The sequence below is a fragment of the Rhodococcus sp. 15-2388-1-1a genome, assembly GCF_002259145.1.
Taxonomy (GTDB): domain Bacteria; phylum Actinomycetota; class Actinomycetes; order Mycobacteriales; family Mycobacteriaceae; genus Rhodococcoides.
Genome location: NZ_NPFP01000008.1, coordinates 765,755 through 781,182, shown reverse-complemented (window position 1 = coordinate 781,182; position 15,428 = coordinate 765,755). Strand labels below are relative to the sequence as shown.

Sequence of the window (15,428 nt, the reverse complement as noted above, 5' to 3'; positions counted from 1 at the left end):
GCGCGGTCGGCGCGCACCGATGCGAGAGCTCGATTGTGGGGGAGTCCGTGTACTCGACCGGCGAGTGTGTCCTTTTGATCGAAATTCATCGATCGCCGAGAAGTAGATCAGCGATGGCACCGGCACCGACCGGCCGACCCAAGAGGTATCCCTGCGCGAAATCGCAGCCGGTGGCGGCCAGTGCTTCGAGTTGCTCCTCGGTTTCGACGCCCTCGCCGACCACGGTGACGTCGAATGCGCGGGCGAGCGACACGATGGCCGATACGATCGCGCGAGCCCGAGGGGCAGGCAGCCGGGCAATGTACGACTTGTCGATCTTGAAGCACTCGAACATGGGGTAGCGGTCGAGATACGACATGGAGCTGTGGCCTTTACCCATGTCATCGAGCAGGAGTGCCACACCCATGGCGTGCAGGGCAGAGACGGTATCGGCGACGCGTTCGGTGTCCGCGACCCACACGGTTTCGGTGACCTCGAGTCCGAGCGCGAAGGCCGGCAGTCCCGTTTCTGCCAGCACGGAAGCGACCTGGGTGGGAAAGTCGGGATCGCGGAGTTGGAGCGCGCTGACGTTGACGCGAACCACGATGTCGGAGAACGTTCTCCACCGCGCCGCGGCCGTGCATGCGGTACGCAGCGCCCATGCGCCCAATGGTGTTGCAAGACCTGTTCTTTCAGCGACGCCGACGAATTCGCTCGGCTCGATGGGTCCGAGTTCTCGGTGATTCCAGCGGGCGAGTGCCTCGACGGCAACGATTTTCCGTGTGGCGATGTCCACCAACGGTTGATAGGCGAGAGTGAGTTCGTCGGCGCGCAGCGCCGTTCGCAGATCGATCGACAGTGACCTGATGCGATCGGCGTCGTAGAGATCGGTGGGATCGAACACCGCATGCCCGCCGCTCCCACTGTCCTTCGCGCGGTACATGGCCAAGTCGGCGCGGTGGATCAGCTCGTGCCGAGTCGAATTCGGTTCGGACACCGCAATACCGATGCTGGCGCTCAGAGGGATGGGCACGTCCTCGGCGGAGAAGGGAACGGCGATGGAACTCGAGATGTGTCGCGCGAGTTCCTCCGCATGAGCAACGCTGTCCACACCTTCGCAGACGATCAAGAATTCGTCTCCGCCCAGGCGTGCGATGGTGTCGGCGTCTCGGATCGCCGAAGCGAGCCGTTCGACGAATTTGACCAACGCCCTGTCTCCGGCGTCGTGTCCGAGGCTGTCGTTGATGATCTTGAAGTCGTCGATGTCGAGCAGAAGCAGTGCTACGGTGCCGGACTGTTGTCTCGCGCGGTCCAACGCCGATTCGATGACCTCGTATGCGAGGGTGCGGTTGGGCAGACCGGTCAGGGCGTCGTGCGTACTACGTCGTCGCAGCTGGAGCTCGAGATCGATGCGTCGAATCGCCGCGGATACGATGCCGGCCACCGAGCTGAGAAACGATACTTCTTCGTCGCGGTAGAGACGGGCCTCGACGCTGTGGATGGAGAGAACTCCCCATGCTCTTCCGGCGGCGGTGAGGATGGGAACTCCGACGCCGCTGCGGAGGCCGAGTGAGATCATCGTGTCGGTGCGAAAACGCTTCTCGGCGTGGCTGTCGCTGCACACGACAGGCTCCGAGAGAGTCAGGACGAATCCCACCAGAGAACCGTCCCCGGACGGAATGTCCTGACGCATGCCGAGTGCACCGCTGGCGGCGTCCATGGTCAGGTACGGGTCGGTCGGGTGCTCGAGATGGGCGATGGCGGAGTTTCCCACGCCGATCAGGGTGGCGGCGGTGTCGGTTGCTGCAGTGAGCAATCTGGGTAGCTCGGCGACGACGGCGAATCGGCTCAGATCGGCGAGAGCCTTCTGCTCGAGCGCGTGACGACCGGCAATGACTGCGTCGGCCGCCATCCTGGCACTGCGCTGCTCCACCGTGTGTCGGTGCCGAATGGTGGATGCGACCACGTCGGGGCCACCATCGGCGCGACTGATCACATAGGAAGAGACCACGACCGGCATGCCGGCACCGGTCACCTGATGGCGCAGCTCGCAGTAGCCCTCCCACTTGCCCTCGGAGAGCAGACCGGCGGCGATGTCGTCGGTCAGATCGAGTCCGTCGGAAGTCAGCAGATCCAAGGCGGAGACTTGGCCGATATCTGCCACGTCTTCGACGCCGATCAGTTCCGAACCTGCCGGATTGATGTACAGGATCTTTCCCGTGACGTCGGACAGTGCAACGAAGTCCGGAGAACGTTCCAGGAAGGATCGAAGACTCACCGGATCGTCCGGGAGATCGAACATCGGCCCTCCGATCCGTTTCACTCGGGATACGAGCGGCACCGGGCCCATGTTATTCGGCGTTCGCGGTCCTTGTGCCCGAATAGTACCCGCCGGGTAACTGCCCTGGTCTGCCTGTTGTCGTGCGTGGAGGGGATGTCGAGCGACGACGTGTGCCACATTGCCCACCATCGTCACCTCGACCGGCCGAATGTAGCGGTCAGGAGCTGCCGTAGGCCGGGCGATCATGCTCGATGGGACCACCGCACCCTTCGGTGTCGGCGCATCGGCCGGGTTCGTCAGCGCTACGAACCTGGTGGATGGCGCGGTCGTCGAGTCGCTTCCTCGGAGCTGTTGGACGTCGGAACGGTCACCACACCGCCGGCCGATCCTCGACGCGAACGCGACCGAGGAATCGATGTGTGATGTCGGAACCGAAGTGGTTGTAGCTGTTCATGATTCGGCGATTTTCACGATGAGAGCGCACAGCGCGGGGGAGTGGAGGTCGATTCCGTCGTCGTGCTGCCGACCCCACGCGGCGAATCATGTCGGTGACGTCTCCGAGGCCCGCATGTCGGCCCAGTCGGGCGTGGTCGGAACATGGCTGTCGACTGATGTGGGTAGGCGAAAGCGTCGAACGGAAAGGTCGATTCAGCGAGCACTACAACACATTTGGGTAGGAACTGCCCGTGCGTGAGGGTGAACGATCAAGCCTGCAGCCGGGACGCTCGGACGGTGGGATCGATGGGATCGGGGGCAGGACATCGCGTCGACTCCATCCTCGGGCAGCTACGCTGAGCTGATGGCGGTGTGCGAGCGCTCGAGAATCGACACGATCGTGCGGCCGCATGAATCGTTCCGGTAGGCCCGTCATCGTTGCCGGAGATCTCGACGACTTGCACGCGGTGGCATCGATCTGGACGAGCTCGACGGCCGTTCGCGATAGGCGCCGGACACCGTGCAACCTGTCATCGGCAGTCGCGGGGATCAGACGCAGACTCGACGTCGCCGGTGCGGCGATTCTGCTGGCCGAAACAGATTTTCGGACAGTCGGTTTCGTCCTCTTTGCCCCGCGCGGTCGTATCTTGGAGATCTTCTACCTGGCTGTGGATCCGGCGATGTGGGGCGAAGGAATTGCCACGCAGTTGTTGCGCAGCGTCGAGACTCATGCGCGCACTGTAGATTGCGCGACTCTGGAACTATGGGTGATCGATGACAACGACCGCGCAATTCGCGTGTACGAGAGTGCAGGGTGGATCGGAACCGATGTCACACAGGTGGACAGCGCATCAGGGCGAGTGGAGCGGCGGCTGGTTCGGATGCTGGGTGGCGAAAATATCGCCCGGTGACTTGCAGTTCAGCCCAATTCGGGTGTGGCACCGAAGGTCGGACTCCACGTCACGAGGGGTGGTCGCGACGGCGTTGGTTCCGGGTGGCCGTGGGCGATGACATGGAGTTCGGCGATATGGGAGTCGAACGCTTCCCGTCCGGCGCTTGTCAGCTTCACCCAGGTCAATCTCCGCGAGTCCGAACGTGACAGCGACGCAGTCTTCTTCATCGAGACATAGCCCGCGTCCGAGAGTGCTTTGAGGTGTTTCGACAGCGACGCGTCGCTGATCTCGAGTGTGTCGCGTATGACCGCGAAGTCGATCTCGTCGGTTCGGCGCAGAATTCCGCAGACGCGCAAACGGATCGGAGCATGGATGACGGCGTCGAATCTCGGGCCGGCGCCGGGAGATTCGGTCACGACCAGCTACTCCTGGTCCGGCGACCTGTGAGTTGCCGGACGCCTCCGGCGTGTAGATGGGTTCGGTACACGCCGTCGAACAGACGGCCCCCGAACAGCACGATGGCGAAGCACACGGCCTGCGGCAGAAGCACCCACCACGCAGACAGAGACGCCACCACGCCATAGGACATGCTCAACAAACCGAGCACGCCGACCAGGAGTCCCACGAGAACAGACCATCCCATCAGGCCCACTGCCGCCGGCCGCACCCCGGATATGCGGGGGTAGAGCAGAGCCAACGTTGCTGCTGCCGCAACCGGGACGGCGGCGAATGCCGCACTCACGTTGCCGTCCGGCAACGCCGGTGTGCCTACGTACAAGGCGGTCAGTGCGGCGAAGGCCGGGTAGAACCAGAACGGTGCGGCGAGACGATCTGCGAGAGAGACGCGATCGGCGTGAAGTGCACCCAGCAGATCGCGTGCGTTGTCCGGTGACTGATGGCTTTCCATATTGGCAACTCTAACACTTTCCACATAGGCAAGTGTTACGTTGAATCCTGAAAGTACACAGCGCACATCCATGGAGGGTCATGAAGAAGCACCCGGTCGTCACTCGTTCACTCGTCCTCGCCAGCGCGCTCGCAGCCGTGATCGGAACCAGCGCCGCACAAGCCGGTGCCCAGGAGAGGTACTTCTCGCCGCAACAACGGATCCATACGCTCGCCGAGGTTCCCCAATGTTTCGGCGGCACCGTCGATGTGAATGTCCAGAGCGGCTACGCGCCCAACGAGATTCGTGCGAATTTCACCACCCACCTGTACAGCCCGGCATGGACTGGATCAGCCGACTACGAGTGCTATCTGAGCATCTATGCGGATTGGCGTAACCACGACACCGGACTCAGCGGAACCGCCGAGCAGCGGGTGGCGAGCTGGCGGTTCATGGGCCCCAATGTGGCAAACCCTTACCTGGACATCGAGACAGGGGAGGGGCCGCTCACGGTTACCTTCAGAACGAGTGCCGCGCATGCACCGAGTCCCACCTTCGAAGTGCCGGCCCGCTGAATGATGTCGATCGAACCGGCTTCCGGCAGGCGGGGAACTCTGGTGTCGGTTCACTGACCACGCGTGCGCCGACACCATGACGTCTTGGTATCGACTCGAAAGAGGAAAGAGGAAACGTGGGAATTGCTCGGAAGTCCGTTGTTCTGGTCGCGACTGTGTGCGGGTTGGCCCTAGGTGGTTGTGCAAGTGGCGATTCGGACACCAGCGCCACGCCGGATACGACGGCTACGCCCTCAGGGACGACCACCCCGTCGTCGGTTGTGGCCGAGCCGCCGACTCAGCTCGAGGCCGAATCCCCACAGGAATCGGTAGTCGTTCCGCCGATGCGAACCCCGGAGGAAGCAGCGGACCTGGTGCCGGGTGGTGGCGGTGCGATCTTGCAGCCGTCGGGAGACGAACCAGGCAACGTCGATCCCGTGATGTTCCGGACGGGGAGTGATAAATACAACTTCATTTCGCCGACGGGCAACATCTCCTGCGGCATCTGGGATGCCGACGGTCCCGAGGGGCGAGTGGGATGTCAGGCCGCGGACGGCAGGAATCCCTTCGAGGGACCGCAATGCTCGAATGCCGAGAACGACAAGGTCGCTGTTCGCGTGACCGCCGCAGGTTCGGAAAGCATGTGCACTACGCAGGGCATCTATGTGGATGCGAACGCACCGGTGCTCGAGTTCGGCCAGGTGCTGTCGGTCGAGGGCGTGGTATGCCGATCCGGGGCCGACGACATCGTCGCCTGCACCGCACCTATGGGCGGATTCACGTTCTCCCGAGATATCAACTACACCTACTGATTCGGACGTTGCGGGGTGTGGGCCGACAGTCCACACTGGGACCCATCATGACGAACTACGATCTGCGCGCCAACCCACGTAAATTGCGGCCGCGGGCAGCGGTCCCGCGCGAGGCGACGATCGAAACGACGTCCAGCGGGGTGCCTGTTTCCGAGCGCGATTTCTTCATCGAGGAGTTCCGCGGGGTCACGATCGTGATCGCCCTTCCCATGCTGAGCAGCGCAGCGCTGGACGCAGTGGAACGAACCGTCGGGGAGTTCGGCACTGGCGATACGCGGTTCATTTTTGTGGTTTCGGTCGACTACGTTTCGGAAGTCACCGCTGCAGTCGGTGGTGTGGCCTTGGCCGGTGCGACTGTCTGGGACGACGAGTCCGTCGCCCGTCTGTGGCTGGCCATCGCGGACTCGGAGTACGTCGTGATCGGGGCGGAGGCGGCCGCTGTCGCGCGCACTGCCGGCACCGTGTCTGCGAGCGTGCGCGCGTCGAAGATGGTCCTGACCGATCCGGGCGGGGGTTGGGGCAATCCTCGTCGAAGCTTCGCCGACATCGACCTGCACCGCGAGCGTCTGGTCGCACACCTGTCCGAGCGTGGGCTCGACGATTTCGCGCCCGCGGCCGAGGCAGCACTTGCAGGCGGTGCATACAGCGTAAACCTCTGCCGTGCCGAGGATCTCGAATTCGAGCTGTTCACATTCGACGGTCGGGGGACTGTCCTGACCCAAGGGCGCTACCTTCATCTGGCCTCGCTGCAGGTGGACGATTTCTCGGCAATCGAGGCATTGGTCGCACAGGGAGTGCGAGAAGGGGTTCTCAAGCAACGCAGTCGGATCGAGATTGCCAGGATGGCTGTCGGAGGGCTCGGTGCGCGAGTGCTGCGCACCGGGCACCTCGCCGGTATCGTCGGACTCGAGGTGGACCGTTACGCCGGAACGGGATTCGGCGAAGTGTCGGGTTTGATCACAGTCGCCGAATTCTCCGGACTGGGAGCGGGTGGCCTGCTGATGGACGGATTGTTGGAGGTCTGCCGCACGAGGGGTATCGCGAATCTCTTCGCGGTCACCGTCAGCAGTGAAGCCGCGGAGTTCTTCGCCAAGCGCAGTTTCGTCGAGGTCGGGCGTCAGGATGTCCCTGCGGCGAAATGGGAAGACTACGACGCCGATCGGCTCGAGTCTGCTCGCTGTTTTCTGCGATCGGTCTGAACCGTCGTGGGGCAGCATCGGGTATCGACACATCCCGTTTACTTGACATAATGTCGATTATCGGCAAAATATGGCCGCAGCTCGGAGGCCGTGTCGATGGTCGGCAGGTCATCTCGCGTGCGCTGATACATTCCGGGTAGGTCCTTGTCGCCTGTCCATCGGCAATCCGCTTTCTCGAGTGGCCTCCGGCGGTCATCCGTGGAGTTGCCCAGCAGGCGGCTGCTCGCCGCGGATCGATGGAATGCTCGGTATCGACGTAACCCGGGCGGCCCTTTTCTGTTCGCCTCCTGGGGTCGACTCCAGGTCCAGCTCCATCACATCGAATCGTCACAGTGACGATTCGATGTGATGGAGCGGAACTGCCATTTGTTGCCACCTGACATCGGCGATAATCGCTCGAGGCACAAACAGTCGTTGTGGTCAGTACTGGCCGATCGACTGGTCGAATCACCCGTTCCTGTTACGCTCCGAGGGATTGTTGCTCGGGGCAAAACCAGCCGAAGGTCACTCGATGTTTGCCGTTCGTCCGTTCAGCTCGGCCTCGGGTCGAAATGCGTCACGCCCACGCGAGGACACGTCGGTGTCGGAGTGGTTGGATCTGGACGCGACTCGAACTCGCCTCATTCGATTGATCGTCGGCTTGGGTACGTTCTCGATCGGGCTCATCGGATTGCTCAGCGCACCGTCCGAGGAGTACAGCGGTTGGCGAGTGTATGCGGTGGTCGCCATCAGTCTGACCGCGTTTCCGGTGGCGCTGCGTTGGGTGTTCGGCAGATGGCCCGGCCGGCGTCTGCTGAGCGCGTTCATCGTGTATTCGGATATATCCATCGCGGTCAGTCTGGTGATGAAAGACACGGCGTTGACGGCAATGGGCGGAACGGTCTTGTTCGCTGTCGTCACGATGCTGGCCGTAATAGCGGTGCCGCCACTCCCCTGCGCCATACATATGCTTTTCGCTACGGCCATTCTGTCCGTCGTGGCCGTACGCACGGTCCAGGCCGACATCGCCAGCGGCTGGGTCGTCGCCGCACACAGCTTGACCATGTTGTTGATATTCGCCTCTCCGCTGGTCTTGGTGGTGTACGTGAGCGAACTCCGTTCTCGTGCAAGAGAATCGCTGGTCGATCCGCTGACCGGTCTACACAACCGTCGCGGGCTGTTCGCCGCGGTTGCTGCCACCGCGATGGCGACGTCGGATGTCGAACCCAGGGTGATATGCGCCGTCGCCGCCGACGTCGACGGGATGAAGCGTGTCAACGACAACTACGGACACCACACCGGCGACGCTGTCCTGGTCGACGTTGCCCAGCATCTGCGAGCGTTGGCCGCAAACCGCTGGATCGTTGCACGATTGGGCGGTGACGAGTTCGCATGCATCGCCGTCGGTCGGCGTGCCGACCTCGCTGCTCGAACCGATGACCTCGTAGCGAGCCTGACAGAGGCCCGGATGTTGTCCGGACTCACCGTCAGCGTCGGGTCGGCGGCCGTACACATCGACGCGGACAGCGATGTTCGGCAGTCTGCGCACGACGTACTGCGCATCGCGGACTCGGAGATGTATCGCGCGAAACGCAGTCGCTGGCCGGCGTGAGCAGGTGTCTCTCCCCCGGCCTGCGCCTTCCACTCGGCGTTGGGTGGTCACGCGCGTCGGTCACGGACGTTCCTCGAGAGGTACCGGTTCCGTTGTAGATCTGGGAAACTTCTCGTTTTCGTGCGTCCCGAGAGCGGGGTCGAATTCGTCGCCGACGGGATCGGGGGGCGTAGCACCCACCTGATCCGCCAACTCCAATCCCGCACCTGCGTAGACGTTGAACGCGATGTCCACGCCGTGCTCCTTGGCCCACTGCACTTCGTCGTCGTAGCGAGCCACGGCTGCGACCGTTCCACTGAATCCGGATTCGCGCAGACAGGCGAGTGCTGTGACGTTGGCACCGTGACGTGGCATCGCGAGCACGGCAATGCGGACCGACTCGGAATGCCGCAGTTGATTCCAGAAATCGAGATCGGTTGCGTCCCCCTCGATGACTCGCAGTCCTTGATCGGCGAGGCGGCGAATACGAGGCCCGTCGTAGTCGACTCCCACCACATCGAGACGGTAGTGATCGGTGAGTCGCTGATAGGCCGCGAATCCGACACGACCCATGCCGATCACGACGACCTCGGCGTCGCCGGCGTCGCCGGATCGCTCCTCGGGATGCAGGCTCTGCTCGTCCTGCTCGGGCAGACGTGTCGCGATCTTCTCGACCATCAGGTGCCCACGGCCGTTCACCAGAGCCGACGCGACAAAACTCAGAGCTACGGCTATCGACATTTCGACCAGCCATGCCGGTGCGAGGAGGCCGGTCGTCACACCTACCGAAACGACGATCAGACCGAACTCGGAGTAGTTCATCAGGCTCAGTCCGGCGAGGAGCGCGGTCCGATATCGCAACTTCATCATGGCGAACAAGCCCAGGTACAGGACGGATTTGAGTGGCAGCAGAAGCACCATGAGCAGGGCGACGCCAAGACTGGGTAGGTCCGGCAACCCGGACAGACCGATCGAGACGAAGAAGCCGACCAGGAGCAGTTCCTTGATGTGGAACAGCGATCGTGACAGTTCGGACGAGGCCGGATGCGATGCCAGCAACACGCCGATGATCAGCGCGCCCAGGTCCCCTTTGAGTCCGAGGGCGGAGAACAATGCGTAACCCGGGACCAGCGCCATCACGATGCCGAACAGCGATTGCATCTCGCCGTGGCCCAGTCCGCTCCATATTCTCCGAAGGATCCGCGTCACCGGCCACAGCAGTACGAGCGTCACCGCCCATGGGCTCGGTAGTGAACCGCTGGTGATCGTGAGGAAAACCACGGCAACGATGTCCTGCATGACCAGGACACCGATCGCCACGCGCCCGTAGAGGGCGTGCGACTCCCCTCGCTCTTCGAGAACTTTGACCACGAACACTGTGCTCGAGAACGACATCGCAAAGGCGAGCAACGCTATCGTCGTCAGGCTCTGGCCGGACAACATGGCCAATCCGGCGACGGCGGCGAGCCACAGCACGGTGGTACCGACCACGATGCTCGCCACCAGGTGCACCGAGGTCGTCAGCCACACCTCCCGGCGCAGAAGAATACGAACGTCGAGCTTGAGGCCGATAGCGAACAACAGCAGCGTCACGCCCAGATCGGCGATGAGCTCGAGCTGGGGCACCTCACCGACATCGAGCGCATTGATGACGAAACCGGCAGCGAGAAACCCGACCAGGGGAGGTAGCCGTACCACCATGGCAAGTCCGCCCAAACCGAAGGCGACGACGAGGTAGATCGCGGCAATTGTCATGCACGGTCCCTTTGCTGGTGGGCTGCAACCGGATCTCCAACGGATCGACGACATCGGCACATGCCGTCGGAGTGCCCCCAGTATCCCGGCAATCCGGGTATTTCACAGCGCACGACTGCCGACGAGAACGGCGATCGACGAAGTCGTCAGATGACTTCGTCGATCGCCGTGAGCACGATCGAGCTACCGGTCCCTCCGTGCGGAAGGTCTCAGAGCTCGAACTCGGCCGGATCGATTCCGACTGCGAAGCACGCATTGCGTACGGCAGCCTTCTCGTGATCGTCGAAATGCCCGTCCGCGCCGCCGATGATGATGCCGATCTGGATGACGGCTCGTGCCTGGTCGGGCTTCGACTTCAACTTGCCGATCGTCGCTGTCGCCTCGACCTTCCCGAAGTCGAAGTCTCCTTGCAGCTTGTCGCAGTACCAGTCGAACTTCTGCCGAAGCTCGTCGGGCTCGAACACCCGCAGGGCCTCGTTGCCGGCGATCAGGGATGCCGTTTTCTGGCGCTCGGCAGGATCGATGGTGCCGTCCGCCGCCGCGATCAGGGCACACATGGCCATGCTGCCGTTGGCGAATTCCTTGTTCTTGAACTGGCTGGTCTTGGTCTGCAGCTGGCCGTTCAATTCCTGTGCCTTGGACTTGAGTTGATCCCAGAACGCCATGGAGCTCCTCACTAGGTCGTACCGTCCGCGCAGTCGCACGGACGGTACGACCATTGTCCATGGAGTCGGTGAACGAGACGGGAACCGCAGTTCAGCGCAGCCGCTCTGCGTCGTGCGCCTTGGCCAACAGTTCGGCACACAGTCGGTGCAGTTCCGCGGCGTCGGCCCCTTCCGCCACCGCCGTGCCGACATCCTCGGCGGCACACCGAACCTCGAACGCTCGGTCGGCCGCCGCCGACACCTCCTCGGCGGTCAGCACGACGGCGTCGTCGGGAATCGACGTTCCTTTGATTGCGCTGCGCTGCTCGTAGGCGCGTTGACGGCACGATTGACGGCAGTACCGCCGCTTGCGGCCGGTTCCGGTGTCGGCGACCGGGCGCCCACACCAGGCGCAGGTCTGGTCGCGGCGGGTTCTGGCGGACATGGTCGTTCAGCCTACTGCGGTCGCGAGGTAAGATCGCTCGATAAGCTGCGCCGATGGGACCGCACCGGGGCTCATCGGCCCGGGAACGAACCGGCGCGCGGCGACGTTGTAGATCAGTGGGTAGACGGTGTAGTTCGATGTCGACGGATGGCTTCGACGCACGTACCTACTATCGATGGAGAGGACTTCACCATGGCAGATCGTGTACTTCGAGGTAGCCGACTGGGAGCGGTCAGCTACGAGACCGACCGTGATCACGACCTGGCTCCCCGCCGCGTTGCGCGCTACCGGTGCGACAACGGCGAGGAGTTCGACGTACCGTTCGCCGACGATGCCGAGATCCCCGGAACGTGGGCATGCCGCAACGGGTTGGAAGGGTCGCTGATCGAGGGCACCGCGCCGGAGGCCAAGAAGGTCAAGCCTCCCCGTACCCACTGGGACATGCTGCTCGAGCGTCGTTCGGTCGACGAGCTCGAGGAACTTCTCAAGGAGCGCTTGGACCTGCTGAAGGTGAAGCGCCGCGGCGCATGATTGTCGTTGCTCACTGCACCGCCTGATTGGAAACAATCCGGCGGTGCAGTTTTTTATGTATTTCGAACCCATTAGATGTTTTCGTTCGCTTTGTTGCATTCATTGTCGCCTGAACAGGGATTCCAATTACGATCGAGTGGCGGCGTGACAGTCCGAGGTGACATCATCGAGTATCGGTTGTCACACAGGTGGACGATTCGTGAACGGTCGCCGTAACGGTTGTCGGAAAATACCGATAAACAGCAGCACCGGAGTCGATAAATCAGGGGGCAACAACTCGTGAGCCAGGATTCTGATCAGCGCTCGACCGACGCTTTGCGTACGGCGGCCTCCGAAGCGGAATCGGAAGGTCATCGTGCGGTCGGCGAGCAAAAGCTTGCGGAGTTGAGGCGCGAGTTGGACGGAATCGACGAAGTTCTTCGCGCTGCAATTCGAGATCGCATCGATGTGTGTGTACGTGTTGCACACGTAAAACGTGAACACGCGATTCCGATGATGCAACCGGGCCGCGTCGGGCTGGTGACCGAGCGAGCGAGAGACTTCGCATCGGCCAACGGTTTGTCTCCCGACTTTCTCGAAGATCTGTACCGATCGATGATTGCAGAGGCATGTCGCGTCGAGGATTCGATCATCGATTCTCCGCCGCCCGGCCTCGACAGTGAACGGTAGAAGCACCCCGATGACGATCCATACGCTCCTGGTGGACAATTACGATTCGTTCACCTACAACCTGTACAGCCTTCTGGCCGAGGTGAACGGTCGGCCGCCGACGGTGGTCAAGAACGACGTCGAATGGACGTCACTGGATTTCGATGCCTACGACAATGTCGTGATCTCGCCCGGTCCCGGGCGCCCGGATCTGGAGCAGGACTTCGGGATCAGTGCCCGAGTGATCAACGAGTCCGGTCTACCGATACTCGGCGTGTGCCTCGGGCATCAGGGTCTGTGTCATCTGTTCGGTGGCACCGTGGATCTCGCGCCGGCGCCGATGCACGGCAGGATCACCGACATCACTCATACCGGTGTGGATCTGTTCGCCGGGATTCCGTCGCCGTACTCGGTTGTGCGGTACCACTCGCTCGTCGTGACCCGTACCCCTGCCGACTTCGAGGAAGTCGCATGGACGCCCGACGGACTGGTCATGGCAGTTCGGCACCGCAGCAAGCCCATGTGGGGAGTTCAGTTCCATCCCGAGTCGATCAGTACCGAATACGGCCGTGAACTTCTCGCCAACTTCCGCGATCTGACACTGGCACAATCGAGTGCATCGAGTGCTGCGCGTACTCAGGATTCGATGTTCACCATCGAGACACGTTCGCTCGACGAGGCTTTCGATTCCGAGCAGGTATTCGAAGCCCTCTTCGCGGACGGCTCGAAGAGTTTCTGGCTGGACGGCAGCGCGGCTCTCGAACCCGACTGCAGGTTCACCGTCATGGGCGACTGCTCGGGTCCCCACGCTGAGTACGTGACCTATTCGGTTGCCGAGACGACGGTGACCGTGCAGGGTGCCGACGGTACGACCGAGCTCATCCACTCGACATTCTTCGACTACATCGACGACCGATTGCGAGAGCGGGCCACTCCCCCTCGGCACGACTTACCGTTTGCTTTCGGGCTCGGCTACGTGGGGTACCTGGGTTACGAACTCAAGGCGGACACCGGTGGGCAGCTGGTTCACACAGCTGCGACTCCCGACGCATCGATGGTCTTCGCAGATCGCGCGCTGGTGTTCGACCACGAGGCAGGCACCCTCTATCTGATGGGGTTGGCCACCACCCCCGGGGATCCTGTGTTGGCGCAGTGGTTCGACTCGGTCACCGACACCCTGCGTGGCCTGTCCCGAAAGGCCACCTCGGTCGACCGTGCGGGTGCGCCTGCGACCGGCACTCCACTACTCGGAGCCGATCGGTCGCTCGAGCCCCGACTGCGCCACGACCGTGCCCACTATCTGGATCTGATTTCCCAGTGCCTTGCCGAGATTCGCTCCGGTGAGACGTACGAGGTCTGCTTGACCAACACGGCGACCGTAGCCGGTTCCATCGACGCAACCGCCACTTACTCGTACATGCGCGAGATCAACCCCACTCCGTACAGTGCGCTGCTGAAGTTCCCCGAGCTGTCCGTGTTGAGTGCGTCTCCGGAACGCTTCTTGCGCATCGACGCCGACCGCATCGTCGAGTCCAAACCGATCAAGGGAACGCGTCCCCGCGGGGCCACAGCGGAGGACGACAACGCACTCAAGGCGGACCTCGTCGCGAACGAGAAGGACAAGGCAGAGAACCTGATGATCGTGGACCTGGTGCGCAACGACCTCGCCCAGGTGTGCGTGCCGGGGTCGGTACACGTGCCCAAGCTGTTCGATGTCGAAACCTACGCTCCGGTACACCAATTGGTCTCGACCGTTCGTGGTCGCCTGCGCGACGACGCGTCCGCGGCGGACTGCATCCGTGCTGCGTTTCCGGGTGGATCGATGACGGGAGCACCGAAGATCCGCACGATGGCGATCATCGACAAGCTCGAAGACGGACCGCGGGGGGTGTACTCGGGTGCCATCGGTTACTTCTCGATCACCGGCACCGCGGACTTCTCGATCGTCATTCGCACGATCGTGGCCACCGAACACGAAGTGACCTACGGGGTGGGTGGCGCGATCGTGGCACTGTCGGATCCCGACGAGGAATTCGAGGAGACGATGGTCAAGGCTGTGTCGATGCGCCGAGCGCTGACCGGGCGGACAGCGAACAGCGGGTAGAGCACACGCGCTCCACCCGCTGTTCGTAGATCCTTCGGCTCGAGGCCGTCCTGCCTTACGGAGTGGTGAAGTATTCGAACACAGCAGGCTGGGCCTGCGGGTTTCCGTTGCTGGTGCCGATGACTGCGCCGGCCACCGTACCGATGACGGTTCCGATGATGCACCCGGAGATGAAGTTCGGGAAGATCGACACACAGCCGATGGCGAAACCGAGGCCTGCGCCGATCGCCGTGCCGACACCGCCGCCGTTGTTCCAGCCGATGGCGAGCTGGTTGACCATGTTGTCGAATGCCTGCTGCTTGGTCCGCGGACCTGCGACCTCGGCGACGGGAACCGTCTGCGGAGTCAACGTCAGTTCGCGGCCCTCGGCACCGATCAGCGGTGCGATCGAATAGACGGTGCCGTTGATGGTGTACTCCAGCGGAACAGATGCAACCGTGGCGCCGGCCTGGTCGATGATGGACACGGTCTCGCTCGTGGCATCGACCCGGAACAGTCCGGCATCGAGGACGGTGGTGACCGTTCCGTCGGGGTTGACCGACGTCTCGTAGTTCACCGGGTCCGACGACGGGTCTGCCACAGCATGGCCTGCACCGGTGGCCACCGCAGCGGTCAACGCCACCGCTACCGTTGCTGTTCTGATCAGTTTCACTTCTGTCCCCTGGTGGTTGTGATTCGTATTCGACGGCATT

15 protein-coding genes are annotated in these 15,428 nt (G+C 62.6%); 8 read left to right on the top strand and 7 right to left on the bottom strand.

All coding sequences use genetic code 11. The annotated features are described in order from the left end of the window. Positions 1–85 precede the first annotated feature (85 nt). The gene (locus CH302_RS08040) at positions 86–2,281 is read right to left on the bottom strand and encodes a sensor domain-containing protein (RefSeq protein WP_052047481.1); all 2,196 of its coding nucleotides are present in this window, start codon (positions 2,279–2,281) and stop codon (positions 86–88) included. 824 nt (positions 2,282–3,105) lie between these two features. Here CH302_RS08040 and CH302_RS08035 point away from each other — a divergent pair. Next, positions 3,106–3,606 (top strand): GNAT family N-acetyltransferase, encoded by a 501-nt coding sequence (locus CH302_RS08035; protein ID WP_052047482.1) that lies wholly within the window; start codon positions 3,106–3,108, stop codon positions 3,604–3,606. An 8-nt stretch (positions 3,607–3,614) separates the two neighbouring features. Here the strand turns inward: CH302_RS08035 and CH302_RS08030 are convergent, their stop codons facing one another. Further along, positions 3,615–4,004: a transcriptional regulator gene (locus CH302_RS08030; protein WP_052047483.1), complete on the bottom strand. Its 390-nt coding sequence runs from the start codon at positions 4,002–4,004 to the stop codon at positions 3,615–3,617. Beyond that, positions 4,001–4,495, bottom strand: a complete 495-nt coding sequence (locus CH302_RS08025; RefSeq protein WP_037189276.1) for a hypothetical protein — start codon at positions 4,493–4,495, stop codon at positions 4,001–4,003. Before CH302_RS08025 ends, CH302_RS08030 begins: the two co-directional genes overlap by 4 nt. Positions 4,496–4,575: 80 nt before the next feature. Between CH302_RS08025 and CH302_RS08020 the strand changes: the two genes are divergently transcribed. From CH302_RS08020 to CH302_RS08005, 4 genes are all read left to right on the top strand, one after another. Next, the gene (locus tag CH302_RS08020) at positions 4,576–5,049 is read left to right on the top strand and encodes a hypothetical protein (protein ID WP_037189277.1); all 474 of its coding nucleotides are present in this window, start codon (positions 4,576–4,578) and stop codon (positions 5,047–5,049) included. A gap of 116 nt (positions 5,050–5,165) precedes the next feature. Further along, positions 5,166–5,840 carry a hypothetical protein gene (locus CH302_RS08015; RefSeq protein ID WP_037189278.1) on the top strand — a complete coding sequence of 225 codons (675 nt, stop codon included), beginning with the start codon at positions 5,166–5,168 and terminating at the stop codon, positions 5,838–5,840. Positions 5,841–5,887: 47 nt separating this feature from the next. Beyond that, positions 5,888–7,039, top strand: coding sequence for a GNAT family N-acetyltransferase (locus tag CH302_RS08010; RefSeq protein ID WP_037189986.1), 1,152 nt, complete (start codon positions 5,888–5,890; stop codon positions 7,037–7,039). A 511-nt stretch (positions 7,040–7,550) separates the two neighbouring features. Beyond that, positions 7,551–8,630, top strand: coding sequence for a GGDEF domain-containing protein (locus CH302_RS08005; RefSeq protein WP_037189279.1), 1,080 nt, complete (start codon positions 7,551–7,553; stop codon positions 8,628–8,630). A gap of 60 nt (positions 8,631–8,690) precedes the next feature. On the opposite strand, the gene CH302_RS08000 is transcribed toward CH302_RS08005, so the two are convergent. The 3 genes from CH302_RS08000 to CH302_RS07990 form a co-directional block, all read right to left on the bottom strand. Continuing rightward, positions 8,691–10,364, bottom strand: coding sequence for a cation:proton antiporter family protein (locus CH302_RS08000; RefSeq protein ID WP_082323577.1), 1,674 nt, complete (start codon positions 10,362–10,364; stop codon positions 8,691–8,693). Positions 10,365–10,573: 209 nt separating this feature from the next. Continuing rightward, positions 10,574–11,029 (bottom strand): tellurite resistance TerB family protein, encoded by a 456-nt coding sequence (locus tag CH302_RS07995; RefSeq protein WP_032398482.1) that lies wholly within the window; start codon positions 11,027–11,029, stop codon positions 10,574–10,576. Positions 11,030–11,120: 91 nt separating this feature from the next. Next, positions 11,121–11,453 (bottom strand): hypothetical protein, encoded by a 333-nt coding sequence (locus CH302_RS07990; protein WP_037189280.1) that lies wholly within the window; start codon positions 11,451–11,453, stop codon positions 11,121–11,123. 192 nt (positions 11,454–11,645) lie between these two features. Here CH302_RS07990 and CH302_RS07985 point away from each other — a divergent pair, with 192 nt between their 5' ends. The 3 genes from CH302_RS07985 to pabB all read left to right on the top strand — a co-directional run bounded on the left by CH302_RS07985 (position 11,646) and on the right by pabB (position 14,736). Next, entirely contained in the window at positions 11,646–11,984 is a 339-nt protein-coding gene (locus CH302_RS07985) for an RNA polymerase-binding protein RbpA (RefSeq protein ID WP_027497120.1), read from the top strand. Between the two features lie 279 nt (positions 11,985–12,263). Beyond that, positions 12,264–12,653 carry a chorismate mutase family protein gene (locus CH302_RS07980; protein ID WP_230596206.1) on the top strand — a complete coding sequence of 130 codons (390 nt, stop codon included), beginning with the start codon at positions 12,264–12,266 and terminating at the stop codon, positions 12,651–12,653. 10 nt (positions 12,654–12,663) lie between these two features. After that, complete coding sequence (gene pabB / locus CH302_RS07975; RefSeq protein ID WP_037189281.1) at positions 12,664–14,736, top strand: aminodeoxychorismate synthase component I; 2,073 nt, start codon at positions 12,664–12,666, stop codon at positions 14,734–14,736. A gap of 55 nt (positions 14,737–14,791) precedes the next feature. Here pabB and CH302_RS07970 read toward each other — a convergent pair whose 3' ends face one another. Continuing rightward, positions 14,792–15,388, bottom strand: coding sequence for a hypothetical protein (locus CH302_RS07970; protein WP_037189282.1), 597 nt, complete (start codon positions 15,386–15,388; stop codon positions 14,792–14,794). Between the last annotated feature and the right edge of the window lie 40 nt (positions 15,389–15,428).

What these genes read in the sequence shown, in the direction of transcription:
- CH302_RS08040 (WP_052047481.1), bottom strand. Translation starts at nt 2,281, where the DNA reads ATGTTCGATCTCCCGGACGATCCGGTGAGTCTTCGATCCTTCCTGGAA.
- CH302_RS08035 (WP_052047482.1), top strand. Translation starts at nt 3,106, where the DNA reads ATGAATCGTTCCGGTAGGCCCGTCATCGTTGCCGGAGATCTCGACGAC.
- CH302_RS08025 (WP_037189276.1), bottom strand. Translation starts at nt 4,495, where the DNA reads ATGGAAAGCCATCAGTCACCGGACAACGCACGCGATCTGCTGGGTGCA.
- CH302_RS08020 (WP_037189277.1), top strand. Translation starts at nt 4,576, where the DNA reads ATGAAGAAGCACCCGGTCGTCACTCGTTCACTCGTCCTCGCCAGCGCG.
- CH302_RS08010 (WP_037189986.1), top strand. Translation starts at nt 5,888, where the DNA reads ATGACGAACTACGATCTGCGCGCCAACCCACGTAAATTGCGGCCGCGG.
- CH302_RS08005 (WP_037189279.1), top strand. Translation starts at nt 7,551, where the DNA reads ATGTTTGCCGTTCGTCCGTTCAGCTCGGCCTCGGGTCGAAATGCGTCA.
- CH302_RS08000 (WP_082323577.1), bottom strand. Translation starts at nt 10,364, where the DNA reads ATGACAATTGCCGCGATCTACCTCGTCGTCGCCTTCGGTTTGGGCGGA.
- CH302_RS07995 (WP_032398482.1), bottom strand. Translation starts at nt 11,029, where the DNA reads ATGGCGTTCTGGGATCAACTCAAGTCCAAGGCACAGGAATTGAACGGC.
- CH302_RS07990 (WP_037189280.1), bottom strand. Translation starts at nt 11,453, where the DNA reads ATGTCCGCCAGAACCCGCCGCGACCAGACCTGCGCCTGGTGTGGGCGC.
- CH302_RS07985 (WP_027497120.1), top strand. Translation starts at nt 11,646, where the DNA reads ATGGCAGATCGTGTACTTCGAGGTAGCCGACTGGGAGCGGTCAGCTAC.
- pabB (WP_037189281.1), top strand. Translation starts at nt 12,664, where the DNA reads ATGACGATCCATACGCTCCTGGTGGACAATTACGATTCGTTCACCTAC.